Source organism: Kitasatospora sp. NPDC101447 (assembly GCF_044767225.1).
Classification (GTDB): domain Bacteria; phylum Actinomycetota; class Actinomycetes; order Streptomycetales; family Streptomycetaceae; genus Kitasatospora.
This window is the reverse complement of record NZ_JBIWNL010000018.1, coordinates 122,931-146,916: the sequence shown is the minus strand read 5'-3', so window position 1 is coordinate 146,916 and position 23,986 is coordinate 122,931. Positions and strand designations below refer to the sequence as shown.

At 73.3% G+C, this 23,986-nt stretch carries 22 protein-coding genes; 5 read left to right on the top strand and 17 right to left on the bottom strand.

What is annotated here, in order from left to right:
* Window positions 1-15: 15 nt before the first annotated feature.
* From ACIRST_RS24990 to ACIRST_RS24950, 9 genes are read right to left on the bottom strand one after another with little or no spacing between them, the layout of a single operon-like run.
* Window positions 16-1,596, bottom strand: a complete 1,581-nt coding sequence (locus ACIRST_RS24990) for an NADH-quinone oxidoreductase subunit M (protein WP_350521543.1) — start codon at window positions 1,594-1,596, stop codon at window positions 16-18.
* Window positions 1,597-1,649: 53 nt separating this feature from the next.
* Window positions 1,650-3,710 (bottom strand): NADH-quinone oxidoreductase subunit L, encoded by a 2,061-nt coding sequence (locus ACIRST_RS24985; protein WP_402804412.1) that lies wholly within the window; start codon window positions 3,708-3,710, stop codon window positions 1,650-1,652.
* A complete protein-coding gene (gene nuoK / locus ACIRST_RS24980) occupies window positions 3,707-4,081 on the bottom strand; it encodes an NADH-quinone oxidoreductase subunit NuoK (RefSeq protein ID WP_396549074.1) in 375 nt (124 codons plus the stop codon). The genes ACIRST_RS24985 and nuoK overlap by 4 nt, the downstream gene beginning before the upstream one ends.
* Window positions 4,081-4,833: an NADH-quinone oxidoreductase subunit J gene (locus tag ACIRST_RS24975; protein ID WP_402804410.1), complete on the bottom strand. Its 753-nt coding sequence runs from the start codon at window positions 4,831-4,833 to the stop codon at window positions 4,081-4,083. The genes nuoK and ACIRST_RS24975 overlap by 1 nt, the downstream gene beginning before the upstream one ends.
* Window positions 4,830-5,402, bottom strand: coding sequence for a NuoI/complex I 23 kDa subunit family protein (locus tag ACIRST_RS24970; protein ID WP_402804408.1), 573 nt, complete (start codon window positions 5,400-5,402; stop codon window positions 4,830-4,832). The genes ACIRST_RS24975 and ACIRST_RS24970 overlap by 4 nt, the downstream gene beginning before the upstream one ends.
* Entirely contained in the window at window positions 5,399-6,358 is a 960-nt protein-coding gene (nuoH, locus tag ACIRST_RS24965) for an NADH-quinone oxidoreductase subunit NuoH (RefSeq protein ID WP_402804406.1), read from the bottom strand. The genes ACIRST_RS24970 and nuoH overlap by 4 nt, the downstream gene beginning before the upstream one ends.
* Complete coding sequence (locus tag ACIRST_RS24960; protein ID WP_402804403.1) at window positions 6,355-7,518, bottom strand: NADH-quinone oxidoreductase subunit C; 1,164 nt, start codon at window positions 7,516-7,518, stop codon at window positions 6,355-6,357. Before ACIRST_RS24960 ends, nuoH begins: the two co-directional genes overlap by 4 nt.
* Window positions 7,515-8,198 carry an NADH-quinone oxidoreductase subunit B gene (locus ACIRST_RS24955; RefSeq protein ID WP_396549066.1) on the bottom strand — a complete coding sequence of 228 codons (684 nt, stop codon included), beginning with the start codon at window positions 8,196-8,198 and terminating at the stop codon, window positions 7,515-7,517. Before ACIRST_RS24955 ends, ACIRST_RS24960 begins: the two co-directional genes overlap by 4 nt.
* Window positions 8,189-8,605 (bottom strand): NADH-quinone oxidoreductase subunit A, encoded by a 417-nt coding sequence (locus ACIRST_RS24950; RefSeq protein ID WP_350521727.1) that lies wholly within the window; start codon window positions 8,603-8,605, stop codon window positions 8,189-8,191. Before ACIRST_RS24950 ends, ACIRST_RS24955 begins: the two co-directional genes overlap by 10 nt.
* 316 nt (window positions 8,606-8,921) lie before the next feature.
* Here ACIRST_RS24950 and ACIRST_RS24945 point away from each other — a divergent pair, with 316 nt between their 5' ends.
* Entirely contained in the window at window positions 8,922-10,145 is a 1,224-nt protein-coding gene (locus ACIRST_RS24945) for a sensor histidine kinase (RefSeq protein WP_402804401.1), read from the top strand.
* Window positions 10,146-10,307: 162 nt separating this feature from the next.
* Here ACIRST_RS24945 and ACIRST_RS24940 read toward each other — a convergent pair whose 3' ends face one another.
* Window positions 10,308-11,384 carry a S1C family serine protease gene (locus ACIRST_RS24940; RefSeq protein ID WP_402804434.1) on the bottom strand — a complete coding sequence of 359 codons (1,077 nt, stop codon included), beginning with the start codon at window positions 11,382-11,384 and terminating at the stop codon, window positions 10,308-10,310.
* A 221-nt stretch (window positions 11,385-11,605) separates the two neighbouring features.
* On the opposite strand from ACIRST_RS24940, the gene galE reads away from it, so the two are divergent.
* Window positions 11,606-12,592 carry a UDP-glucose 4-epimerase GalE gene (gene galE / locus ACIRST_RS24935; RefSeq protein ID WP_350521550.1) on the top strand — a complete coding sequence of 329 codons (987 nt, stop codon included), beginning with the start codon at window positions 11,606-11,608 and terminating at the stop codon, window positions 12,590-12,592.
* An 85-nt stretch (window positions 12,593-12,677) separates the two neighbouring features.
* Here the strand turns inward: galE and ACIRST_RS24930 are convergent, their stop codons facing one another.
* Window positions 12,678-15,050, bottom strand: coding sequence for a PQQ-binding-like beta-propeller repeat protein (locus ACIRST_RS24930; protein WP_402804398.1), 2,373 nt, complete (start codon window positions 15,048-15,050; stop codon window positions 12,678-12,680).
* A gap of 424 nt (window positions 15,051-15,474) precedes the next feature.
* Between ACIRST_RS24930 and ACIRST_RS24925 the strand changes: the two genes are divergently transcribed.
* Window positions 15,475-16,122, top strand: a complete 648-nt coding sequence (locus tag ACIRST_RS24925) for a TetR family transcriptional regulator (RefSeq protein ID WP_030055725.1) — start codon at window positions 15,475-15,477, stop codon at window positions 16,120-16,122.
* A gap of 243 nt (window positions 16,123-16,365) precedes the next feature.
* Here ACIRST_RS24925 and ACIRST_RS24920 read toward each other — a convergent pair whose 3' ends face one another.
* From ACIRST_RS24920 to ACIRST_RS24895, 6 genes are all read right to left on the bottom strand, one after another.
* Complete coding sequence (locus tag ACIRST_RS24920) at window positions 16,366-17,310, bottom strand: beta-ketoacyl-ACP synthase III (RefSeq protein ID WP_402804396.1); 945 nt, start codon at window positions 17,308-17,310, stop codon at window positions 16,366-16,368.
* Between the two features lie 140 nt (window positions 17,311-17,450).
* Window positions 17,451-18,779, bottom strand: coding sequence for a L,D-transpeptidase family protein (locus tag ACIRST_RS24915; RefSeq protein WP_402804394.1), 1,329 nt, complete (start codon window positions 18,777-18,779; stop codon window positions 17,451-17,453).
* Between the two features lie 127 nt (window positions 18,780-18,906).
* The gene (gene mqnE, locus ACIRST_RS24910; protein ID WP_350521554.1) at window positions 18,907-20,070 is read right to left on the bottom strand and encodes an aminofutalosine synthase MqnE; all 1,164 of its coding nucleotides are present in this window, start codon (window positions 20,068-20,070) and stop codon (window positions 18,907-18,909) included.
* A gap of 51 nt (window positions 20,071-20,121) precedes the next feature.
* Complete coding sequence (locus ACIRST_RS24905; RefSeq protein ID WP_402804391.1) at window positions 20,122-21,084, bottom strand: threonine/serine dehydratase; 963 nt, start codon at window positions 21,082-21,084, stop codon at window positions 20,122-20,124.
* A gap of 3 nt (window positions 21,085-21,087) precedes the next feature.
* Window positions 21,088-21,546, bottom strand: a complete 459-nt coding sequence (locus tag ACIRST_RS24900) for an Lrp/AsnC family transcriptional regulator (RefSeq protein WP_030055719.1) — start codon at window positions 21,544-21,546, stop codon at window positions 21,088-21,090.
* 119 nt (window positions 21,547-21,665) lie between these two features.
* Entirely contained in the window at window positions 21,666-22,349 is a 684-nt protein-coding gene (locus ACIRST_RS24895) for a UbiX family flavin prenyltransferase (RefSeq protein WP_350521556.1), read from the bottom strand.
* A 67-nt stretch (window positions 22,350-22,416) separates the two neighbouring features.
* On the opposite strand from ACIRST_RS24895, the gene ACIRST_RS24890 reads away from it, so the two are divergent.
* Both ACIRST_RS24890 and ACIRST_RS24885 read left to right on the top strand, forming a co-directional pair.
* A complete protein-coding gene (locus tag ACIRST_RS24890; protein ID WP_350521557.1) occupies window positions 22,417-23,169 on the top strand; it encodes a cyclase family protein in 753 nt (250 codons plus the stop codon).
* A gap of 75 nt (window positions 23,170-23,244) precedes the next feature.
* Window positions 23,245-23,961: an MOSC domain-containing protein gene (locus ACIRST_RS24885; protein WP_402804389.1), complete on the top strand. Its 717-nt coding sequence runs from the start codon at window positions 23,245-23,247 to the stop codon at window positions 23,959-23,961.
* The last annotated feature ends 25 nt before the right edge of the window (window positions 23,962-23,986 follow it).

The window sequence follows — 23,986 nt, the reverse complement described above, 5'->3', positions numbered from 1 at the left end:
GGGCTGCGAGCACGGTCAGCCACCCCCGAGGAGGTGCTTGACGGCGGGGTTCGAGAGGCCGAGCAGCAGCGCGGGCCAGAGGCCGGCGAGCAGGGTGAGCGCGGCCAGCGGCGTCCAGCTGACGGCCTCGTACGGGCGCACGTCGGCCACCTCGGCCACCGGCGCGGGCTGCTCGGGGTCGCCCATGCAGACGCGCTTGACCATGATCAGCAGATAGGCGGCGGTGAGGAGGGTGCCGAGACCGGCCAGGACCATGTAGGTGACGAAGGCGGGGCGCGACAGGCCCTCGGCCGGGTCGAACGCGCCGAACATGGCGAGCACCTCACCCCAGAAGCCGGCCAGGCCGGGCAGGCCGAGGCTGGCCACGGCGGCGAAGGCGAGCAGTGCGCCGAGCCGTGGCGCCCTGCCGTACAGCGCGCCGCCGGTGGCGCCGGCGAGGGTGTCGAGGTCGGCCGTGCCGTAGCGGTCCTTGAGCGCGCCGACGACGAAGAACAGCAGGCCGGTGATCAGGCCGTGGGCGATGTTGGCGAACAGCGCGCCGTTGACGCCCACCGGAGTGAGGGAGGCGATGCCGAGCAGCACGAAGCCCATGTGGCCGACGGAGGAGTAGGCGATCAGGCGCTTGAGGTCGCCCTTGGCGCCGGGGCGGGCCAGCGCCAGGCAGGCCAGTGAGCCGTAGACGATGCCGACGGCCGCGAACGCGCCCAGGTAGGGGGCGAGCGTCGTGGTGCCGTCCGGCACGATCGGGAGGAGGACGCGGACCAGACCGTACGTGCCCATCTTCAGCAGCACGCCGGCGAGCAGCACCGAGCCCACCGTCGGGGCGGCGGTGTGCGCGTCGGGGAGCCAGCTGTGCAGCGGCCAGGCGGGGGCCTTGACCGCGAGGCCGAGCAGGATCGCGAGCCCGGCGATCACCTGGGTGGTGTGGCTCATCCCGCTGCCGTGCGCGGCGGCCAGCGCCTGCATGTCGAAGGTGCCGGTCCTGGTACCGATCAGCAGGAAGCCGAGCAGCATCACCGCCGAGCCGAGCAGCGTGTAGAGGATGAAGCGGTTGGCGGCCGGGGCCTTCGCGCCGCTCCCCCAGCGGGCGATCAGGAAGTACATCGGGATCAGCACGATCTCGAAGGCCAGGAAGAAGAGCAGGAGGTCCAGCACCGCGAAGGTGGCGAGCATGCCGACTTCGAGGAGGAGGAACAGCCCGACGAAGGCCTGCGCGGACGGACGGGGCTCGTCAGGGGCTCCGCCCCGGGCGTCCCCGTTCGGCAGCCGCTTCTCCGAGTACAGCGCGCAGAGGAAGGTGAGCAGCGCGGTCAGCACGATCAGCGGCAGCGAGACGCCGTCCACGCCGAGGTGGAGGCGCACGTGCAGGGCCGGGATCCAGGACACGTCGGTGGTGGCCTGCATCCGGGCGGGCTCGTCCTGGTCGAAGCCGGCCGCGAGGGCGATGGCGAGCAGGAGCGCCACGCCGGTGACGACGGTGTTCAGCCGCAGCGCCCGGCGGTCGGCGACGGCTCGCTCCGGGCCGAACACCGGCGCCAGGGTGAGCGCGGCGCCGAGCAGCGGCAGCACCAGGAGGGCGATGAGGACTGCGTTCATCGGGGGCTCCTACGTGCGGCGGTCGAGGGGACGGGGGTGAAGGACAGCACCGGCTACACCGCCACCAGGACGGTCAGCAGGACGACGGCGGCCAGCAGGGCGCTGAGGTAGGTCTGCGCGTTGCCGGTCTGCGCGAGCCGGACGGCCCGGCCGAGCAGGTTGGCGCCCACGCCGCTGCCGCGCACGTAGGTCTCGATGACCTCGCGGTCGAGGAAGCGGACCAGTCGGGCGGCGGCGACCACCGGTCGGACGAACAGCACGTGGTACAGCCGGTCGACGCCGAAGCCGTGCCTGGCCGGTCCGAACAGCGGGCCGAGCAGGGTGCGCCCGGGGTCGGCGACGATCACCTCGACGGCTGGGGATCCGGCCTGCTCCGGCACCCGGCCCGCTGCTGCCGGGGCGGGCCGGCCGGCGCCCAGCCGGGCGGTCGCCGAGCGCCAGGCGCCGTACGCGGCGAGCATGCCGACCACGGCGAGCGTGGTCCCGGTGACGGCGGTGACCCCGGAGGGCCGCAGCGAGCCGCCGTCCAGCAGCGCGGGCAGCCAGTCCGTGCGCAGGCTGGTGACGCCGAAGGCCATGGTCGGGACGGCCAGCACCCAGAGCGGCCAGCGCATCGCGGGCGGCTCGGCGGTGGCCGGGTCGGCCTCGTCCAGCTCGGGCGAGTACGGCGCGTCCGCCTCGTGGTCGGCCACGACGGTGGCCCCGTCCGCGGCGGGCAGCACCTGCGGTGCGGCAGCGGCGGCACCGGCCGGGCTGTGGAAGGCGACCAGGAAGAGCCGGGTCGCGTACGCGGCGGTGAGCAGTGCGGTGAGCGCGGCGGAGATCAGCACGACCCACCCGGCCGCCTCCGGCACCGCCGAGGCCGGGCCGAGCCCGTTGGTGAGCGCCTCGCCGTTGGCGGCGTGCTCGGCGGCGGTCAGCACCGCCTCCTTGCTGAAGAAGCCGGAGAACGGCGGCAGCCCGATCAGGGCGACCAGCGCGATGCCCATCGTCCAGTAGGCGTCCGGGACGCGCTTGCGCAGCCCGGGCATCCGGGACATCGCGGAGATCGAGTTGGTGTGGGCGGCGTGGATCACCACACCGGCGGCCAGGAACAGCAGCGCCTTGAACGCGCCGTGGCTGACCAGGTGGAAGACGGAGGCCTCGCGGTCGCCGCTGGCCAGCGCGCCGGCCATGTAGCCGAGCTGGCCGACGGTGGAGTAGGCGAGCACCCGCTTGAGGTCGTCCTGGGCGAGCGCGCACAGCGCCGAGCCGATCATCGTCACGGCGGCCATCACCGCGAGCACGACCAGCGCCGCGCCGGACAGCAGGAAGACCGGCAGCAGCCGGGAGACCAGATAGATGCCGGCCGCGACCATGGTGGCGGCGTGGATCAGCGCGGAGACCGGCGTCGGGCCGGCCATCGCGTCCGGGAGCCAGGTGTGCAGCGGGAACTGCGCGCTCTTGCCGGCGACCCCGCCGAGCAGCAGCAGTGCGATCAGCGTCGGGTGGCCGAGCCGGCCCTCGGTCGCGGCGGCCAGCACGTCGGTGATCCGGAAGCTGCCGGCGTCCGCGCCCAGCAGGAAGATCCCGAACAGGAAGGGCACGTCGCCGAGCTTGGTGACCAGGAAGGCCTTGAGCGAGGCCGAGCGGGCGTCCTCGGTCTCCCAGTGGTGACCGATCAGGAAGTACGAGCAGACGCCCATGACCTCCCAGCCGACCAGCAGCACGATCAGGTCGCCCGAGTAGACCACCAGCAGCATGGCCGCGGTGAACAGCGAGACCAGTGCGGCGTACGAGGGGTAGCGCGGGTCCTGCTTGAGGTACGCGGTCGAGTAGACCTGGACGCAGGTGGCGACCAGGCCGACCAGCACCGAGATCAGCGAGCTGTAGCCGTCCAGGTAGAAGCCGAGGGAGATGTCCGGGCCGCCGGTCGGGGTGAGCCGGGTGGCCACGTCGAGGGTCTGGCCGGTGCCGAGCTGGAGGGCGACCACCAGCGCGAGCACGGCCGAGACGGCGACCGGGACGATCGCCAGCGGCCGGGCCAGCCCGGGCGCCTTCTTGCCGGTGGCCAGGGTCGCGGCCGCGCCGAGCGCGGGCAGCGCGGGGACGAGTGCGGGCAGGGCGAGGTTCATGCGGCGGCCTGGCCCTTCAGCGCCTCGGCTCCGTTCGGCGCCTCCTCGACGGCGAGCGACTCGGCCGGATCGCCGAGCGCGGTGGCCCGGTCGATGTCCGCGGTGCCCCGGGCCCGGAACAGCAGCAGGACGATGGCGAGCCCCAGGCCGATCTCGGCGGCGGCGACGGTGATGGTGAACAGGGTGAGCGCCTGCCCGGCGTGCAGCGAGTCGCGCAGCCAGGCGTCGAAGGCGACCAGGTTGAGGTTGACGGCGTTGAGCATCAGCTCGACCGACATCAGCACCAGGACGGCGTTGCGCCGGGCGAGCACGCCGTACACGCCGACGCTGAACAGCAGCGCGGCGAGGACGACGGGGTAGGCAAGGTGCATCAGCTCTCCTCCGGCGCGGACGGCGCGGACGGCGCGGGCGCAGCGGCTCCCGGAGCGGCGGCCCCGGCGGCAGTCCCCGGAACGGCGGCCTCCGGCGCGGTACGGGGCGCGGTCGCGGCGACCGTCCCGTTCGACCCGACCGGCCGCCCGGCGCGCAGCCTGCCCGCCCGGGGCGCCGGCACCCGCCGCTTGTCCCCGCGCGACAGCACGATCGCGCCGACCAGAGCCGCCAGCAGCAGCACGGACAGCGCCTCGAAGGGCAGCACCCAGTGCCGGAACAGACTGGCCCCGGTGACGGCGGCCGAGCCACCTCCCGTACCGAGGTCGATCCAGGAGGTCCGGAAGGCGTCGACCACCAGGGTGACCAGCGTCCCGGCCGAGGCCAGCGCCACGACCAGGGCGACCCAGCGGTTCTTGGAGTCGGCGTCCGGCGAGCGCCCGATCGGCGCCTTGGTGAGCATCAGCCCGAACAGCACCAGGACGACCACCGAGCCGAGGTAGATCAGCACCTGTACCCAGGCGATGAACTCGGCCGTGAGCAGCAGGAACTCCACCGCCAGCCCGCCGAGCGCGACGACCAGCCAGAGCGCGGCGTGCACCAGCTGCTTGGTGGTGACGGCGACCACAGCCGAGCCGAGCACGGCGATGCCGACCAGCAGGAAGACGATCTCCTGGCCGGTCGGGGACAGGAAGGAACGGGCGGCCGGCTCCAACGAGCCGGTCGCCGCGAGAAGCGTGGCGGCGGTGCTCATGCGTCGTCACCCTTCCCTTCCGATTCCGGTGCCTGCGGTGCCGCGGCCGCGGCCGCGGCCAGTTTGTCCGCGGCCTTGCGCGCGGTGGTGATCTCCTTGGGTTCCTCGGCCGCCGGGTCCAGCGCCGGCGGCGCCGGGACGGTCCACATCCACTCGCGGAGCTTCTCCCGCTCGTGGGTCAGCTCGTGGATGTCCGTCTCGGCGTACTCGAACTCCGGCGACCAGAACAGCGCGTCGAAGGGGCAGACCTCGATGCAGATCCCGCAGTACATGCAGAGCGAGAAGTCGATGGCGAACCGGTCCAGCACGTTGCGGGTGCGGGCCCGGGCGTTCGGCTCGGCCGCCGGCAGCGTCTCCTTGTGGGAGTCGATGTAGATGCACCAGTCGGGGCACTCGCGCGCGCAGAGCATGCACACCGTGCAGTTCTCCTCCAGCAGCGCGATGACGCCGCGCGAACGCGGCGGCAGCACCGGCTGCACGTCGGGGTACTGCGCGGTGACGCTCTTCTTCGTCATCGTCCGCAGCGTCACGGCCAGGCCCTTCGCCAGGCCGACACCGGGAAAGCTCATGAGATCGCCACCTTGATGATGCCGGTGAGGGCCAGCTGGACCAGGGCGAGCGGGATCAGCCCGATCCACGCGAAGCGCATCAGCTGGTCCTCGCGCAGACGCGGGTAGGTGACCCGCAGCCAGATGACCACGAAGGCCAGCGCGAAGGTCTTGAGGAGCATCCAGAGCCAGCCGAGCTGGTCCGACATCGGCCCGTGCCAGCCGCCCAGGAAGAGCACCGCGGTCAGCGCGGAGATCACCAGGATGCCCACGTACTCGGACAGCAGGAACAGCGCGAACCGCAGACCGGTGTACTCGGTGTACGCACCGAAGATGATCTCCGAGTCGGCGATCGGCATGTCGAACGGCGGGCGCTGCAGCTCGGCCAGGCCGGCCGTGAAGAACACGAACGCGCCGATGATCTGCCACGGCAGCCAGTACCACTGCCAGGAGTCCACGATCCCGGGCAGCGACAGCGTGCCGGCGGCCATCGCCACCGAGGCCGCCGCCAGCACCATCGGCAGTTCGTACGACATCAGCTGCGCGGCCGTGCGCAGACCGCCGAGCAGCGAGAACTTGTTCGCCGAGGCCCAGCCGGCCATCAGCTTGCCGATCACACCGACGCCCATCACGGCCAGCACGAAGAACAGCCCGGCGTCGATCGCCTGACCGACGAAGCCGTTCGGACCGACCGGGATCGCCAGCAGCACGAAGAGGTACGGCAGCAGCGAGACGGCGGGGGCCAGCTGGAAGATCCGGCGGTCCGCCCCGGCGGGGACGATGTCCTCCTTCTGCGCGAACTTCACGCCGTCCGCGACGAGCTGCGCCCAGCCGTGGAAGCCGCCGGCGTACATCGGGCCGAGCCGGCCCTGCATGTGCGCCATGACCTTGTGCTCGGTCTGGCCGATGACCAGCGGGAACACCAGGAAGACGACGAGGGTGGCGACGCAGCGCAGCACCGTGTCGAGCAGGTTCACGCGCCGTCTCCGTCCCGGTCGGCCGGGGCGGCCGCCGTCTCGTCCTTCTGCTCCGGTTCGGCCGGCTGCTCCGCGGGCCGGTCACCCGACGGGGCCGCGGGCTCGCGGCCCGGCGTCTCCTCGTCGTGGGCCGGCACCGGGTTGTGCCAGGGCGCGTCGGAGGACGAGGGCCGCGCCGGAGCCGGACGCTCCGGTTTCGGCTCGTCGGCGGTCTGGCTGACCGACCCGTCGGAGACCGACCTGGTCCGCCGCGGCCGGTCCGCCCGCACCGCCGGCGCACCCTCGGCGGGAGCACCGGCACCCGCAGCAGAGGCACTGGCGCCGGAGGCACCGGCAGCGGAGGCAGCGGAGGCAGCGGAGGCAGCGGGCGCCTCGGCGGGAGCCGCCTGGCTCGCCGAGCCCTCCGCCACGGAACGCGTCCGCCGCGGCCGGTCCGCCCGCACCGAGGGCGCGCCCTCGGCGGGGGCACCGGCAGCAGCGGCACCGGCAGCGGGGGCCCCGGCGGCCGCACCGGCGGCCGCGGCCGCCCGGGGCGTGCGCGCCGCCGCGCCCGCCGCCCGTGCACCGCGCGCGGGCCGCTCGGCGACCGGCGGCAGGGTGCCCTTGAGCGGCCCCCACTCGTTCGGGTCCGGCACACCGGCCGGCTGCATCTTGCGCCGGGCCGGCCCGCCCCCGTGGTCGGACTCGCCCGGCTCCTTGGCGCCCGGCCAGTCCTTGGCGACCCGGGCCGCGAGCACGAACTCCTTGCGCAGCGGGTGCCCCTCGAAGCCGTCCGGCAGCAGCAGGGTGGCCAGGTAGGGGTGCCCGGGGAAGTCGATGCCGAACATCTCGTGCGTCTCGCGCTCGTGCCAGGCGGCACCGGCGTAGACGGGGACGGCGGTCGGCAGCGCCGCCTTGTCGCGGGGCACCCTGGTGCGCAGCGCGAGGTGCCGGACGCCCGGCGCCTCGACGGCGGCCAGGTGCGCGACCACGGCGAAGCCCTCGCCGAGCTCGTCGACGGCGCTCAGCCAGTCGAAGAAGCCCAGGCCCAGGACGTCCCTGGCGTTGGTGAGCGCCTCGATCCAGTTCTCGGCCGGGACGTCGACGGTGATCAGCCCGTACGCCTCGGCGCCGGTCGCCCACTCCCCGACCGACGCCGCGTACTGCTCCGCCGTGGTCACGAGACCCCTCCCTCACTCGAAGACCCGGCCGCGGACCCGGCCGCGGGCCCGGCTGCGGAATCCGCCGACGGCCCCGCCACCAGCGGACGGCGCAGCGCCGCCGCGGGCGCGGCGTAGCGGCCGGGCAGGGACTCCTCGGCGATCTTCTCCTGCAGCTTGAGGATGCCCTGGAGCAGCGCCTCGGGCCGGGGCGGGCAGCCGGGCACGTAGACGTCGACCGGGATGATCTGGTCCACGCCCTTGGTGACCGAGTACGAGTCCCAGTAGGGCCCGCCGGAGTTGGAGCAGGCGCCGAAGGAGATGACGTACTTCGGCTCGGGCATCTGCTCGTAGAGCCGCTTGACGGCCGGCGCCATCTTGTCGGTGACCGTCCCCGAGACGATCATCAGGTCCGCCTGACGGGGGCCGGGCGCGAACGGGATGACGCCCATCCGGATGAAGTCGTGCTTGGCCATGGACGCGGCGATGAACTCGATCGCGCAGCAGGCCAGGCCGAAGTTGAAGCACCAGAGGCTGTAGCGGCGGCCCCAGTTGAGCACCACCTTGACCGGGTCCGGCGCGAGCCGGGCCAGCGGTCCGAGGCCGCGGCGCTCGACGGCGCCGGGGCGTGCGGGGTCCGGCAGCCCGAGCGGGACGGGACCGCCCTGGGCGCCGTGCGAGTGGGAGTGCGTCACGTCCATTCCAGAACGCCCTTCTTCCAGGCGTAGAGCAGCCCGACCGCGAGGAAGCCGATGAAGAGGAACATCTCGATCAGCGTTCCGGTGCCGTACCCGGCGGCGGCGAAGACGGTCGCCCACGGGAACAGGTAGATCGCGTCGACCGCGAAGATCACGTACAGGAAGGCGTACACGTAGTAGCGGATCTGGGTGTGCGCCCAGTCCTCGCCCACCGGGTCCACGCCGCACTCGTACGCGAGGAGCTTCTCGGGTGAGTGGACCACCGGCCGCAGCAGGCGGTTGGCGGTGAACGCCACGGTCACGAAGAGCACCCCGACGACGGCCAGCAGGCCCATCGCGGCGTACGCGTCGAAGTAGCCGCTGCCGACCGCCGGGTCGGCCACGACGGCAGCCGCCTGCTGCCCCTCCATGCCCTTCGCCTCCACCTCGGCCGTGAACCAGCCCCTCAAGGCAGTTCTACGACGTTTCCTCGCGCGGTCATAACCACGGTCACAACCACGGCCACAACCATGGCCAATGCGTGAGTCTAAGGGGACGGCTCCGCTCCGCCCGAACCCTGCCCGCTCCGCAAGACGTCCCGTGGACACCCCGGTGAACACCCGGCGCCCGGGACGGGGGGTGGGGATAACCCCCGACCGGGAAGATGTATCACCCCCATGGCATCCACCGCCCCCGGTTCGGGAAGCTTGCTCCCGTCACACGAACCGAGAGGGACGGTAGATCCGGATGAAGCCGCTGCACCGCCGCGCCGTGGGCGCCGTCAAGGAGCAGGACGCTCGGATGGAGCGCCCGCCGCTGTACGGCGCGCGGATGTGGCACCGGGCCGGGCACCTGCTGCTCAACCTGCCGCTCGGCATCGCCGGGTTCGTCCTCGCCGTCACCACGCTCTCGGTCGGCCTGGGGCTGTCCGTCACCGTGGTCGGCCTGCCGCTGCTGGCGGTGGGGCTGGCCGCCCAGCGTTCCCTGGGCGCGCTGGGCCGCCGCCGGGCGCGGGCGGCGTACGGCTCCGGGATCGACGAGCCGGGGCCGGTGCGCCCGCGCCGCCCGGGTGTGGTCGGCTACACCATCGCGCACCTGACCGACCTGCTGAACTGGCGCACCGCGCTCTACAACGTGCTGATGCTGCCGTGGGGCATCCTCAGCTTCACCCTGACCCTGGTCTCGGTCGTGGTGCTGTGGCCGGTGCTGCCCTGGGTGATCCGCGGCATGGCCGCGACCGACCGGATCCTGATCGAGTCGCTGCTCTTCCCCGGGGCGCTGTCCGAGCGGGTGCGCGAGCTGGAGGACGACCGCGGCACGGTGGTCGACACCGCCGCCGCCGACCTGCGCCGGATCGAGCGCGACCTGCACGACGGCGCCCAGGCCAGGCTGGTGGCGCTCGCGATGGACCTCGGCATGGCCAAGGAGCGGCTGCGCGAGGTGGAGACCGAGCAGGACGTGGCGGCCGCCGCGAAGATGGTCGACAACGCCCACGGCGAGGTGAAGCTGGCCCTGCAGGAGCTGCGCGACCTGGCCCGCGGCATCCACCCGGCCGTGCTCACCGACCGCGGCCTGGACGCCGCGCTGTCGGCGGTCGCGGCCCGCTGCACCGTCCCCGGCGGGGTCAAGGTGAACGTCGACCTGACCGGCCGGGACGGCGAGCCCGAGCGTCCGGACTCGGCGGTCGAGGGCATCGCCTACTTCACCGTCAGCGAGTTGCTGACCAATGTCTCCAAGCACGCCGGCGCCCGTACCGCCTCGGTCGACGTCTGGCGCTCCGACCACCAGCTGATGGTGCTGGTCCAGGACGACGGCAAGGGCGGCGCGGCCCCCTACCCGGGCAGCGGCCTGGCCGGGCTGGCCGAGCGGGTCCGCGCGGTGGACGGGGTCTTCCTGGTGGACAGCCCGGACGGCGGCCCGACCACCGTCACCATCGAGCTGCCCTGGCACACCCGCACCGCCCGCCGCTGACCTCGCGCCCTGCCGCCGATCTGCCCGGCCCGCCGCCGACCCGCGGACACGGCAAGGCGCCGGGCCCCCGTCGAGGCAGTGACGGGGGCCCGGCGCCGGTCCGGTACGGAGGCGGCCCGCGGAACCCTTGCGCGGCGTGCGGCCCGGCGCGCCGTACCGGGGCTACGGGGACTGCAGCGTGCCGAGGGTGACGTCGGCGGTCTGGGTGTTGCCGTCCCGGGTGTAGGTGACGGTGGTCTTGGTGCCCGGAGTGAGCGAGGCCAGCGCGGTGGTCAGCGCGTTCAGCGAGTCGACCGGGGTGTCGCCGATCTTGGTGATGACGTCGCCGGGCTGCAGTCCCGCCGAGGCGGCCGCGCCGCCCGGGCTGACCGCCACGATCACCGCGCCGGCCGGCTGGAACTGCTGGTTGAAGGTGGTCCGGGCGGTGATGCCGAGCGCGGCCCGGCCGGAGTTGGTGACCTTGCCCTGCTTGATCAGCTGGTCGGCGATGTTGGTGATGGTGGACGCCGGGATGGCGAAGCCGATGCCGGGGGCGGCCGCGCCGTTGGTCTCGGGTTCGGTGGCGGCGAGCGTGTTGATGCCGATCACCTGGCTGTCCAGGTTGACCAGTGCGCCGCCGCTGTTGCCCGGGTTGATCGCGGCCGAGGTCTGCACCATGTTGCCGATGGTGGCGCCCGGCGAGCCGCCGCCCTGGGGCTCGGCGACGGTCCGCCCGGTGGCCGAGACGATGCCCTGGGTGACGCTGCCGGCGAGCCCGAGCGGGCTGCCCATGGCGAGGGTGATCTGGCCGAGTTCGACCTTGCTCGAATCGCCGAAGACCGCGGGCTTGACGGCGCTCGGCGGGCTGTTCAGCCGGATCACCGCGAGGTCGGAGTCGGGGTAGCTGCCGACCAGGCCGGCGTCCAGCGCCTTGGTGCTGTTGGCGAGGGTGACGGTGAAGGTGGTCGCGGAGCCGACCACGTGCGCGTTGGTGACGATGTCGCCCTTGTCGTCGTAGACGATCCCGGAGCCGAGGCTGTCGCCGGTGACGATCTGCACCACCGAGGGCAGCACGTCGGCGATCACCTTCTGGTACGCGTCCTGCAGCTGGTTCCCGCTCTGCGCGGGGGCCGGGGAGGCCTGCTTGGAGGCGGAGGAGGCGCCGGCCGCGGGCGAGGACGGGGCGGAGGAGGACGAGCCGCCGCTGCACCCGGTCAGGGCCAGCGCGGCGGCCACCGCGACCGCTCCCGTCGCCGGCAGCCGGGTGTGCGCGGCCTTGGGGCCGGTCGGCCGCGGCCCGGCGGGGAGGGGTCGGGTGTGTTCCTTCTTGCGGCTCACCTGGCTGCCTCCGATTCGTCACCACGCCGGGAGCGCGGGTGTGGGAGCACGGAAATCTTTGTCAGCATTTCACCGGTTTGTCCGGTTCGCTGGCCGGACTCGCCCGGAAGGCCCACCCGAACCGGGCGCCTAGGATTCGCCGCATGACTTGGTTGATCACCGGCGGTGCCGGATACATCGGCGGGCACGTCGTCCGCCAGCTGCTCGATGCCGGTGAGCGCGTCGTCGTCCTGGACGACCTGAGCACCGGCGACGCGTCCCGCCTCCCGGCCGGTGTTCCCCTGGTCCAGGGCTCCACCCTGGACCGCGCCGTCCTGGACGCCGCGATCCGCGAGCACGGCGTCCGGGGCGTCCTGCACTTCGCCGCCAAGAAGCAGGTCGGCGAGTCGGTCGAGCAGCCGTTCCTGTACTACCGCGAGAACATGATCGGCCTGCAGACCGTCCTGGAGGCCGCCGCCGGGGGCGGGGTCGAGCGCTTCCTGTTCTCCTCCTCCGCCGCGGTCTACGGCATGCCCGACGTCGACCTGGTCACCGAGTCCACCCCCTGCGCCCCGATGAGCCCGTACGGCGAGACCAAGCTCGCCGGCGAGTGGCTGGTCGCCGCGGCCGGGAAGGCCCACGGCATGTCCACCGTGGCCCTGCGCTACTTCAACGTGGCCGGCGCCGCCTCCCCCGAGCTCTCCGACGCCGGGGTGTTCAACCTGATCCCGATGGTCTTCGAGCGGCTCACCGCCGGCGAGGCCCCGCGGGTCTTCGGCGCCGACTACCCGACGCCGGACGGCACCTGCGTACGCGACTTCATCCACGTCGCCGACATCGCCTCGGCCCACGTGGCGGCCGCGAAGCGGCTGGCCGCGGACCCGGCCGGGGCCACCGCGCTGGTGCTCAACATCGGCCGCGGCGAGGGCGTCAGCGTCCAGGAGATGCTGGCGGTGATCGGCAAGGTCACCGGCTACGACACCACCCCCGAGGTGACCCCGCGCCGCCCCGGCGACCCCGCCCGGGTGGTGGCGTCCGCCGACCTGATCCACCGCGAGCTGGGCTGGAGCGCGCGCCACGGCGTGGAGGAGATGGTCGCCTCCGCGTGGGACGGCTGGTGCAGCCGCCACCCGGAGGCCCGCAGGGCCTGACGGGCCCGGGGCCGAGCTGCCCCGAACAGGCGTGCCGGTGGCGGCGGGGCAGGTGCTCCGCCGCCACCGGCACGTGTGCCCCGCCTCAGCGGGCGGGCACCGCCGTGCCGTAGAAGGCGTCCAGCGCGTACACGCAGCGGTCCTTGGAGCCGACGAAGACCCGCCCGCCGACGGCCACCGGCGAACCGGTGAGCTCGCCCTTGGTGCCGAGCTCCCAGCGCAGCTGACCGCTCGCCAGGTCCAGGGTGTGCAGCGAGTGGTCCCGGCTGCCCAGGTGCACCAGGCCGTCGGCCACCGCCGGGGAGCCGACGATCTCGCCGCGCGCGGTGTAGCGCCAGCGCTCCCGCCCGGTCGCCGCCTCGAAGGCGTACAGCACCTCGCCGCTGCCGACCAGCACCATGCCGTCGCTGACCACCACGGGCTCGCCGCCCTGACGGCTGCCGGTGACCCCGCGCCAGCGGTCCAGGCCGGTGGCCGCGTCCAGCGCGTAGACCGTGCCCAGGTAGTCGGCGACGTAGACGGCGTCGGCGTCCAGCGCGGGCGGGGTGAACAGCACCACCGGCGCCTCGAAGCGCCAGCGCTCGGCCCCGCTCGCCGCGTCCAGCGCGTACACCCGGGTGCCGGCGGTGACGTACAGCACGCCCCCGCGCTCGACCGGGTGCGAGGGCACGTCCTCGCCGACCGGGAAGGACCAGCGCAGGCCGGCGCCGCGCGGGTCGATGCAGCGCAGCCGCCCGGCGCCGTAGTAGTAGGCGGCGCCGCCCACCAGGACCGGGCCGGACTGCGGGTTCTCGTAGTCCTGCTGGGCGTCGTCGGCGCGCCACAGCTCGGCGCCGTTGGCCGCCGAGCGCAGCTGGACGCCGCCGCCCCTGATGCCGCAGCAGAGCACGCCGTCGGCGGCCGAGAGCGAGTAGACCCAGCCGTCCAGCGAGGTGCGCCAGCGCTCGGTGCCGTCCGCGGCGTCCACGGTGTACAGGTGCGGGCCGTCCGCGGCGTGCACCCGGCCGGCGTCCACCGCGAGCGCCCAGGCGACGTCCCGGGTCTTGTAGCGGCGCTCGCCGGAGCCGATGTCCAGCGCGTGCACCTCGAAGCTGGAGACGAAGAGCGTGCCGTCGGCGACCACCGGGGTGCCCCAGACGTCGTTGGACATCCGGAACCGCCAGGGGCGCCAGCGGGCGGCCGGAACCGGCGGGGGCGGCGGGGTGGGGGCCGCCCGGCGGACCCAGTCGGTCGCGGCCGGGGCGGTGTTCGGGCCGGGCTGCTCGTGCTCGGCCCGCGGCCCCGGGCCTATCCGCACCGAGGCGCCGGAGAGCTGCACCTCGACGGCGCCGGCCGGCGCGCGGTGCCGGTTCGGGGAGGCGATCTTCGCGGTCGGGATCTCGGCGTCGGAGGCCTGGCCCGGCCGCGGCGAGGCGTGCACCGGCCCGGCCGGCGGCTGGGCGTGCCGGCCCGGGTTGGTGCGCGGGTCGGCCGGCCCGTGGGGCTGCGGCGGGACCTGGGGGTGCGGCGGCGGGGGCGGCTGCGGCGGCTCCGCCGGGCCCTGGGGCGCGCGGGCCGGCGGGGCCGGGCGTCGGCCGCGCTTGCGCTCGATCAGCTCCAGCGCGTTGGCCGGCAGCCAGTCCCCGGCCTCTCCGGAGGCGTCGTCCCGGGAGAAGAGGTGCGGGGCCAGCTCGGCCTGGATCTGTGCCGGGGTGGGCCGGTGCTCGGCGGCCTGCTGCATGCAGGCGCGCACCAGGTCCATCAGCTCGGGCGGCATGCCGGTCAGGTCCGGCTCCTCGCGCAGCAGCTGGAACACCGTCTCGACCGGGTTGGAGCCGCGGTACGGCGGGTGCCCGGTGGCGCAGAAGACCATCAGCGAGCCGAGCGAGAAGACGTCGCTGGCACCCCGGACGGTCCGGCTGTCCCGGGCCTGCTCGGGGGACATGTAGGCGGGGGTGCCGACGGCGACGTTGGTCATGGTGAGCCGGGTGCTGGAGACCCCGGCCGCGATGCCGAAGTCGATCACCTTCGGGCCGTCCTCGACCACCAGGACGTTGGAGGGCTTGAGGTCGCGGTGGATCAGCCCGGCCGCGTGGATGGACTGCAGGGCCTCCGCGATCCCGGCGACCAGCCATCGGGTGGCCTCCACCGGCAGCGGGCCGCACTCCTCGACCAGGTCCTCCAGCGAGGGCGCCGGGATGTACGCGGTGGCCAGCCAGGGCACCCGCGCGTCCGCGTCGGCGTCCACCACGGCGGCCGTGTAGAAGCCGCCGACCGTCTTGGCGGCCGCGATCTCCCGCGCGAAGCGGACCCGGAACAGCTCGTCCTCGGCCAGCTCCCCCCGGACGGTCTTGATGGCCACCCGTCGCCCGGACGCGGACCGCGCCAGGTAGACCAGCCCCATCCCACCCGCGCCGAGCCGCCCCAGCACCTCGAAGGGCCCGATCCGCCTCGGATCGTGCGCCGTCAGCTGGTCCACTCCGCTGCCACCTCCCCGTTTCCGCACCCGCCGCGTGGTGCCGGACCCGATTCTCCAACGCCGCCCGGCGCATCTCCAACCTCCCCCGCCCGGAGAGCACCGTCGAGCGCCCCCGGGCCGGCGGGAACGGAACGGCCGGATTCTGACGCCCGCTCCGGCTGCGGCTTGCGCTCGGCGCCCCGGACCGTCCACTTCGGAACGATTCAGGACGCACCCCGAGTCGTCACGCTCCGTCACCCGACCACCCCTCAGCGGACTCGCCGTCACGCTGTGAGATCAAAGGCACACGGGGGGGCTTCAACAGGGGCTTCGGAGCCCGGTGAATATCCGTCCGAAGTGGTTCATGCCGCTATAGCGACCCCCGTGCGGAGTAATAGTCGCATCACCGAATCGCGCCAAGATCGTGCCACGGTAAGCTGACGGCATGACAGGACAAGTTCGCACCGTCGACGGTCGCGTCGCCGGGCGACGCGGACAGGAGACGCGGCAGAAGCTGCTCGACTGCCTCCGCGAGATGCTCAGCACGTCGCCCTATCGGGACGTCAAGGTCATCGACGTCGCCCGTATGGCGGGTACCTCCCCCGCGACCTTCTACCAGTACTTCCCGGATGTCGAGGGCGCAGTCCTCGAAATCGCCGAGGAAATGGCCAAGGACGCCGACACCCTCAAAGAGCTGGTGGCCGGAAAGTCCTGGGCAGGGAAGTCCGGACCGACCACTTCGGAAGAACTGGTCGACGGATTCCTCGCCTTCTGGCGCAAGAACGACGCCATTCTCCGAGTGGTCACGCTCGGTGCCGCCGAAGGGGACAAGCGGTTCTTCAAGATCCGCATGACGGTCCTCAACGCGGTCGCCAAGCCGCTCGCGGAAGCCGTCAAGGAACTCCAGGCGAAGGGTCAGGCCGACAAGTCGCTCGACCCGAACGCCGTGGCCGGGGCCCTGGTCTCGCTGCTCGCTTCGGCGGCCGAGCACCAGAAGGCCTTCACTTCCTGGGGCGTCAAGGTCAAGGACCTCAAGCCCAACCTCGCTCCCCTGGTGTACCTGGGCGTCACCGGCAAGAAGCCGCCCAAGTAGACCGATCCCCACACCCACCATCCGCTCCGCGCGCAGCCCCGGCCTCCTGTCCGGGGAACGACGGACGGCGGCCGTGTCCTCGGGGGAGGTCCGCCGACGTACCGCACCGCGCGCCAGACATGCCGGTGGGCGGGCACCCGTACGAGGGTGCCCGCCCACCGGCATTCGTCGTTCGCGGAGCCTTCCGGCCGTGGCCGGGGCCCCGTCTTCGGGACCCGGGCCTGCGGAGGCTTGAGAGGGGTCTCAGGGGCAGCGCACGACCTGTCCGGCGTACGCCAGGCCGCCGCCGAAGCCGAAGAGCAGGACCGGGTCGCCGGGCGAGAGCTCGCCGCGCTCGACCAGCTTGGAGAAGGCCAGCGGGATGGAGGCCGCCGAGGTGTTCCCGGAATCGACCACGTCCCGGGCCACCACCGCGTCGGCGAGGCCCAGCTTGCCGGCGATGGCGTCGATGATCCGCAGGTTGGCCTGGTGCGGGACGAAGCCCTTCAGCTCGGCCGGGTCGATCCCGGCGCGCTCGCAGGCCTGCCGGGCGAGCGGGGCGAGCTGGGTGGTGGCCCAGCGGAACACCGACTGGCCCTGCTGGCTGATCACCGGGTCCCAGCCGGTGATCACCACGGCGTCGCCCTTCTCCGGCTCGGTGCCCCAGACCACCGGCCCGATACCGGGCTCGGCGCCCTCCTCCTGGGCCTCGACCACCGCGGCGCCCGCGCCGTCGCCGAAGATCACGCAGGTGGAGCGGTCGGTCCAGTCGAGCGTGTCGCTCATCCGCTCGGCGCCGATCACCAGCGCGCGGCGGGCCGCGCCGGCCCGGATCGCGTGGTCCGCGGTGGCCAGGGCGTACGAGAAGCCGGAGCAGACCGTGTTGATGTCGTACGCGGCGGGCGAGCGCACCCCGAGCCGGGCGGCCACGGCGGCCGCGGTGTGGGGGCTGCGCTCGATCGCGGTACAGGTGGCGACCACCACGAGGTCGATCTCCGCCGCCGTCCGACCGCTGTTGGCGAGCGCCTTCTGCGCGGCCTCGGCGGCGAGGTCGACCAGGCTCTCGCCTTCGGCGATGTGCCGGGTGCGGATGCCCACCCGGCTGCGGATCCACTCGTCGTCGGTGTCGACCAGCGCCCTCAGGTCGTCGTTGGTGAGGACCTTGGGGGGCTGGTAGTGCCCGAGTGCCACAATGCGCGAACCGCTCATGCTGCCATGGAACCGGGTTACCCGCTGGTCAGCGGGGCACGACCGGCGACAGGATCCGCGCTCATGATCTGTAGGGGATCGACAAGGACCGTTGGGGGGACCGGGTCCGGTCCCCGCGTCCGGGCGCGGACGGCGGGGGGTCAGGTGGCCAGGGTGGCGGTGTCGCCCATCACGATGACCGGGTGGGCGGCCGGGTCCAGGGTACGGATCAGCTGGGCCATCTTGTCCTCGGGGATCGACACGCAGCCGTGGGTGGGGCCGTCGTGGTCCACGTGGAGCCAGATGCCGCCGCCCTTCTTGGCGCCCATCGGGCGGCGCGCGTCGAGCGGGGAGTTACCCGCGACCCGGTTGTAGTTGATCGCGACCACGTAGTCGAAGGATCCGGCCAGCTGGTCGCCGAAGAAGCCCGTGCCGGAGACCACGAAGCTCGGGTCCTTGTCGTACGGGAGCTTGCTGCCCGGGTCGGCCAGGCGGCCGCCCGCGTCGCTGAGGCCGAAGACGCCGATCGGGCTGCGCAGGTCGCCCTCGTTGTGGTCGGTGGTCCAGCCGTTCTTGCCGTTGTGGCCCTGCCAGGTCTCGCCGGCCAGCCAGCGCCCCTCGGGGGTGCGGGTCCACAGGACGACGGTGTTCTTGTCGGTGTTCTTGTCCGCGCCGGAGGCGACCACGACCTGGTTGGTCTCGGCGGGGATCTTCGCGGTGAAGGTGGCACCGAGGCCGGGTATCGCGGCCACCGAGGCGTCCGGGCGGGCCTCGCCGCGGGCGGCGGCCTGGGGCGCTGCCTGCCGGGCGGAGGCGGCCTGGACGGCCGCGGGGGCCGGGGCGGGCTGGTCGGGCTTGCTGACGCCGTCGGGGCCGGGGCCGTCGGCCGCGGCGAGGCCGGGCTTGGCGCCCTCCTGGCCGACGGTGTACCAGCCGGCGGCAGCCGCCACCAGCAGGGCGGTGCCGGCCATCACGGCCTTGCCGTGACGTTTCTTCTGCTTCGCCTTGCGCCGTCGGCCCCGGGCCGCCGCCCGACCGCCCGCGACGGGCGTGGCAGCGGGCACCACGGGCGCGAGCGGCGCGAGGGGCACGGCGGCCGACTCCTGGACGGCCGGCTCCTGCACCGGCTCGTACGGCCCGAACGGCTGCGCGTACGCCTCGGAGTACCCGTCAGCGGTCTGCTCGTAGGACGAGTCGTACGGCTGCTCGTGGACGTGCTCGCCGGACTGCTCGTACCCGGGCTCGTAGGACTGCTCGTAAGGCTGCTCGTAGGACGTCTCATACGACTGCTCGTAGGACGTCTCGTACGGCTGGTACACGCCCTGGCCGTAGTCCTGCCCGGCGGGCTCCGGGTACACCTGCCCGACCGGCTGCGGGTACGGCTCGTACGTGCCGTACGGCGCCTCCTGCGACTGCTGCGGCACCCCGTACACCGGCTCCTGCATCGGCTCGTACGGCGGGTACTCGGTGGCGCGATGAGAACCGGACATGTCGTCGATCCTGCCAAACGGCATACCGGTTGGTAAACCCGGGTCGCGTGCGGAGGCCGTGAAGGCACCGCCGCCCGGGCCGGAGTGCGGCCCGGGCGGCGGGGAAGTGCGCAGGTCGGAGGGTGCGTCAGAGACGCATCGCCTGCGGCGACTCACGGCGCATCGGGTCCGGGCCCTCGTACTCGCGGATGATCTCGTAGCGGGTGTTGCGCTCGACCGGGCGGAAGCCGGCGTCGCGGATCAGGCCCAGCAGGTCGTCACGGCCGAGCTTGTTCGGGGTGCCGAAGTTGTCCGCGTCGTGGGTGATCTTGTACTCGACCACCGAGCCGTCCATGTCGTCCGCGCCGTGGCTGAGCGCCAGCTGCGCGGTGGTGACGCCGTGCATCACCCAGAAGACCTTGACGTGCGGGACGTTGTCGAAGAGCAGCCGGGAGACGGCGAAGGTCTTCAGCGCCTCGGCGCCGGTGGCCATCTCGGTGCGGGCCATCAACCTGTTGCGCACGACGCCGTCCTTGGAGTCGTGGAAGTCGTGCTGGTAGCGCAGCGGGATGAAGACCTGGAAGCCGCCGGTCTCGTCCTGCAGCTCGCGCAGCCGCAGCACGTGGTCGACCCGGTGGCGGGGCTCCTCGATGTGGCCGTACAGCATGGTGGCCGGCGTCTTGAGGCCCTTGGAGTGCGCGAGGCGGTGGATCCGCGACCAGTCCTCCCAGTGGGTGTCGTGGTCGACGATGTGCTGCCGGACCTCCCAGTCGAAGATCTCCGCGCCGCCGCCGGTCAGCGACTCCAGGCCGGCGTCGATCAGCTCGTCCAGGATCTCGTCGGCGGACAGGCCGCTGATCTTCTCGAACCAGTGGATCTCGGTGGCGGTGAAGGCCTTCAGCGAGACGTTCGGCAGGGCCGCCTTCAGCTCCCGCAGCGAGCGCGGGTAGTAGCGCCACGGCAGGGTCGGGTGGAGGCCGTTGACGATGTGCAGCTCGGTGAGGGAGTCGACCTCCATCGCCTTGGCGAGGCGGACGGCCTCCTCGATGCGCATCGTGTAGGCGTCCTTCTCGCCCGGCTTGCGCTGGAACGAGCAGTACGCGCAGGACGCGCTGCACACGTTGGTCATGTTGAGGTGGCGGTTGACGTTGAAGTGGACGACGTCGCCGTTCTTCCGCGTCCGCACGTGGTGGGCCAGCCCACCCAGCCAGGCCAGGTCGTCGCTCTCGTAGAGCGCGATCCCGTCCTCGCGGGTCAGCCGCTCACCCGCGTAGACCTTCGCCTCCAGCTCGCGCTTGAGCCCTGCGTCCATGCGGTGCCCCGCCTCCTCCGACTTCGATTCCTTGCCGGAACGAGGTTACGCCTATGCCGAGAGCAGCTCCGCGAGCAGTGCGGGTTCGATGTTCCCGCCGCTGACCACGGCCGCCACCGACTGGCCGCCGGTCTCGGCGGCGCGGTGGAAGTACGCGGCGGGGGCGACCGCCCCGGAGGGCTCGGCGACCAGCCGGCCGCGCCGGGCCAGCAGGGCGACGGTGGCGCGGATCTCGTCCTCGGTGACGGTGACGATGTCGTCCACGTAGGCGGTGATGTGCTCGTACGGCAGCACGCCGACGGACGGCGTGCGCAGGCCGTCCGCGATGGTGCGGTAGGTGTCGGCGACCGGCCAGGAGAGCCGTCGGCCGGCCCGCAGGCTGGCCTGGGCGTCCGCCGCCAGCTCGGGCTCCACCCCGATCACCCGGATGCCCGGGCGGGTGAGCTTGAGCGCGGCCGCCGTGCCGCCGATCAGGCCGCCGCCGCTGACCGGCACCAGGACGGTGTCCAGCCCGGCCGGGGCGTCCTCGGCGATCTCCAGGCCGACGGTGCCCTGGCCCGCGATGATGAACGGGTCGTCGTACGGGGGGACCCAGACGTAGCCGTGCTTCTCGGCGAGCTCGCCGGGCAGGGTGTCCCGGTCCTCGGGCGACACCAGGACCACCTCGGCGCCGAAGGCCCGGGTGGCGTCCACCTTCACCGCCGGCGAGGTGTCCGGCATCACGATCACGGCCTTGATGCCGAGCAGCCCGGCCGCGTACGCCACCGCCTGCGCGTGGTTGCCGCTGGACTGGGCGACCACGCCGCGGGCCCGCTCGTCCGCGGTGAGCGCGGCCAGCCGGTTGTAGGCGCCGCGGGTCTTGAACGCACCGGTCGGCTGGAGGTTCTCGGGCTTCAGCCAGAGCTGCCGCTCCCCCTCGGCCGCCCAGGGGGCGGGAACCAGCGGGGTGCGCACGGCGACCCCCGCGATCCGCTGCCGAGCCGCGCGCAGCTCCTCCAGTCCGACCAGTGCCATGCGTCACTCTCCTACAGGAGGAAGTTCACTCACCCGGTTCTCCCACTTCGTGGAGAGTACGACCGTGGTGCGGGTCCGGGCCACGCCTTTTGTGCCCGAGATCCGCTTCACCACCGACTCCAGGCCCGCCACGTCGGCCACCCGGACCTTGAGCATGTAGGAGTCGTCACCTGCGATGAACCAGCAGTCCTCGACCTCGTTGAGGTCCTTCAGCCGGAACGCCACGTCCTCGTGGTCCGCGGCGTCCGTGAGCTGCAGGCCGATCAGGGCCGTGACGCCGAAGCCGAGCGATGCCGGGTTGACCGTCGCCCGGTAGCCGGTGATGACCCCGGCCTGCTCCAAGCGGTTGATGCGGTCCGTGACGCTCGGGCCGGAGAGTCCGACCAGCCGGCCCAGCTCGGCGTAGGACGCACGGCCGTTCTCCCGGAGCGCCTGGATGAGCTGTCTGTCCACCGTGTCCATATACCGTCCGCGTCCTTCCGAACCTCTCCAGACCCACAGATCATTATCCGGATTCAAAGGCGCTGTGCGCCGACCGACCCGGATATCGCAGAGAACATACTCTCCCGCCCTCGGTCTCCTTACTCCCCCTCAGCCGGAGCGCCGTCCCCGCCGCCGGTCCGGCGGGCCGCCGCCCCCAACTCCCCTTCCCAGCGCAGGTACAGGGAATGCGGTACGCCGACGGCGTCGAGCACCCGTCCGGCGACGAAATCCACGAGTTCGCGCACGGTGGAGCCGCCGGCGTAGAAACCGGGCGAAGCGGGCAGGACGACCGCGCCCTGCGCGTCGAGTTCCACCAAGTGCTTCAACGTCACCCCGTTGAGTGGCGTCTCGCGGACGCACACGACGAGCGGCCGGCGCTCCTTGAGGGTGACGCTGGCGACCCGCTGCAGCAGGTCCTTGCTCAGCCCCAGGGCGATCCCGGCCACCGCACCGGTGGTCGCGGGCACCACCAGCATGCCCTTGGCGGGGTACGAGCCGCTGGACGGGCCGGCCGCGAAGTCCCCGGCGGGCCAGTAGCGGACGTCGCCCAGGCCGTCCTCGGGGCCCTCGACGCCCAGCCAGGCGGCCAGGTCGGCGCGCCAGTGGGCGTCCCGGAAGGAGATGCCGGTCTCGTCCAGGATGGTCAGCCGGGCGGCCCGGCTGACGATCAGGTCCACCGCCTCCCCCGCGGCCAGCAGTCCCCGGATCACCGAGGCCGCGTACGGCGTCCCCGACGCGCCCGAGACCCCTACCACCCACGGTTGACGCTTCGCATTTCCCATGGGGCATTTCTATCCGGCTTCCCCCGGTCCGGCCGCATCCGCGGTCGCCCCTGGAAGGATGGGGGCCATGGCAGCGACCCTCGTCGACCTCACCCATCAGGTGACCACCGCGATGCCGGTCTACCCCGGCGACCCGGCCGTCGTGCTGACGCCCGCGCTCACCACGGCCACCGCCGGGGTGAACGTGCTGGCCCTGCACCTCGGCTCGCAGTCCGGGACGCACGTGGACGCGCCGTACCACGTGGACGTCACCTGGCCGACCCTGGACGGGCTGCCGCTGGAGCGGTTCACCGGCCCGGCCGTGCTCGCCGACCTGCGCGGGCTGGAGCCCCGGGCGGCCGTCACCCCCGAGTTGCTCGCCCCCGCGCTGGAACGGGCCGCGGACTCCGGCGAGGGCACCGTCCTGCTGCTGGCCACCGGCTGGGCCCGGCACTGGGGCACCGACGCCTACCTCGCCCACCCGAGCCTGACGCCGGCCGCCGCGGAGGCCATCGTGGCCGCCGGGGTGCGCACGGTCGGGGTGGACGCGCTCAGCGTGGACCCGACGCCCGACCCGGGGCCGGGTGACCCCGCGGTGGCCGCGCTGCTGGCCGACCTCACCGACGAGCACGACCCGGACGCCGCCGACGAACCGTCGCTCGCCGCGCACCGGGTGCTGCTGGGGGCGCCCGGCGGCGGAGTGATCGCCGAGAACCTGACCGACCTGCGGGCGCTGCTGGAGGCGCAGGAGGCCGGCCGCCCGGTGACCGTCTCGCTGTTCCCGCTGCGGCTGGTCGCGGCCGACGGCGCCCCGGTACGGGCGGTGGCCCGGCTGGGCTGAACCGCGCCGATCGCCGCCGCCCGTACGCCACTTGGTCTAGACCATCCCCCGGTGGCGGCAGTACGCTGTCCGCCCATGGCTGAGATCATCGGAGTGATCGAGCGACTCTGGCGCTACCCCGTGAAATCCACCGGCGGCGAGCGGCTCGACTCCGTCGAGGTGGACCGGCGCGGCCTGGCCGGCGACCGCCTCTACGCCGTCCGCGACGCGACCGGGAAGCTCGGCTCCGGCAAGAACACCCGCCGCTTCCGCCGGATGGATGGCCTGCTGCGCCTCTCCGCCCGCCTCGGCCACCGGATCGACGGCCCCGAGCTCTTCGACCCGCTCGGCCGCCCGGTCGACCGGCCGACCGCCTTCCTGCGGGCCTACCTCCAGCGCGCGGACGTCGAACTCGCCCGCGAGGACGCCGTCCCGCACTTCGACCGGCTGCCGGTCAGCCTGCTCACCACCGCCACCCTGGACTGGGTCCGCGAGACCGTCCCCTTCGCGGTCGTCGACGAGCGCCGCTTCCGGCCCAACATCGTGCTGCGCACCCCGCCCGGCACCCCGCCGTTCGTCGAGGACGCCTGGTTCGGCCGCCGGGCCCGCGCCGAGGCCCCGGGCAGCGCCCGGCTCGCCTTCGTCACCTCCAGCGAGCGCTGCGCGATGACCGGCGCCCCGCAGCCGGGGCTGCCACACGCGCCCGAGATCCTCAAGGCCGTCGTGCACGCCCACGACGGCCGCCTCGACGCCCTCGCCGAGGTCGCCACCCCGGGCCGGCTCCGGGTCGGCGACCGCCTGGTCCTGGACTGACACCGACTCACTTCGCCGTGCAGGG

Coding starts and splice junctions, on each gene's coding strand:
- nuoK (WP_396549074.1), bottom strand. CDS start 4,081: ATGCACCTTGCCTACCCCGTCGTCCTCGCCGCGCTGCTGTTCAGCGTC.
- mqnE (WP_350521554.1), bottom strand. CDS start 20,070: ATGGACGCAGGGCTCAAGCGCGAGCTGGAGGCGAAGGTCTACGCGGGT.
- ACIRST_RS24970 (WP_402804408.1), bottom strand. CDS start 5,402: ATGAGCTTTCCCGGTGTCGGCCTGGCGAAGGGCCTGGCCGTGACGCTG.
- ACIRST_RS24920 (WP_402804396.1), bottom strand. CDS start 17,310: ATGAGCGGTTCGCGCATTGTGGCACTCGGGCACTACCAGCCCCCCAAG.
- ACIRST_RS24900 (WP_030055719.1), bottom strand. CDS start 21,546: ATGGACACGGTGGACAGACAGCTCATCCAGGCGCTCCGGGAGAACGGC.
- ACIRST_RS24905 (WP_402804391.1), bottom strand. CDS start 21,084: ATGGCACTGGTCGGACTGGAGGAGCTGCGCGCGGCTCGGCAGCGGATC.
- ACIRST_RS24985 (WP_402804412.1), bottom strand. CDS start 3,710: ATGAACCTCGCCCTGCCCGCACTCGTCCCCGCGCTGCCCGCGCTCGGC.
- ACIRST_RS24915 (WP_402804394.1), bottom strand. CDS start 18,779: ATGTCCGGTTCTCATCGCGCCACCGAGTACCCGCCGTACGAGCCGATG.
- ACIRST_RS24895 (WP_350521556.1), bottom strand. CDS start 22,349: ATGGGAAATGCGAAGCGTCAACCGTGGGTGGTAGGGGTCTCGGGCGCG.
- ACIRST_RS24955 (WP_396549066.1), bottom strand. CDS start 8,198: ATGGACGTGACGCACTCCCACTCGCACGGCGCCCAGGGCGGTCCCGTC.
- ACIRST_RS24885 (WP_402804389.1), top strand. CDS start 23,245: ATGGCTGAGATCATCGGAGTGATCGAGCGACTCTGGCGCTACCCCGTG.
- ACIRST_RS24975 (WP_402804410.1), bottom strand. CDS start 4,833: ATGAGCACCGCCGCCACGCTTCTCGCGGCGACCGGCTCGTTGGAGCCG.
- ACIRST_RS24925 (WP_030055725.1), top strand. CDS start 15,475: ATGACAGGACAAGTTCGCACCGTCGACGGTCGCGTCGCCGGGCGACGC.
- ACIRST_RS24990 (WP_350521543.1), bottom strand. CDS start 1,596: ATGAACGCAGTCCTCATCGCCCTCCTGGTGCTGCCGCTGCTCGGCGCC.
- ACIRST_RS24950 (WP_350521727.1), bottom strand. CDS start 8,605: ATGGAGGGGCAGCAGGCGGCTGCCGTCGTGGCCGACCCGGCGGTCGGC.
- ACIRST_RS24890 (WP_350521557.1), top strand. CDS start 22,417: ATGGCAGCGACCCTCGTCGACCTCACCCATCAGGTGACCACCGCGATG.
- ACIRST_RS24945 (WP_402804401.1), top strand. CDS start 8,922: ATGAAGCCGCTGCACCGCCGCGCCGTGGGCGCCGTCAAGGAGCAGGAC.
- galE (WP_350521550.1), top strand. CDS start 11,606: ATGACTTGGTTGATCACCGGCGGTGCCGGATACATCGGCGGGCACGTC.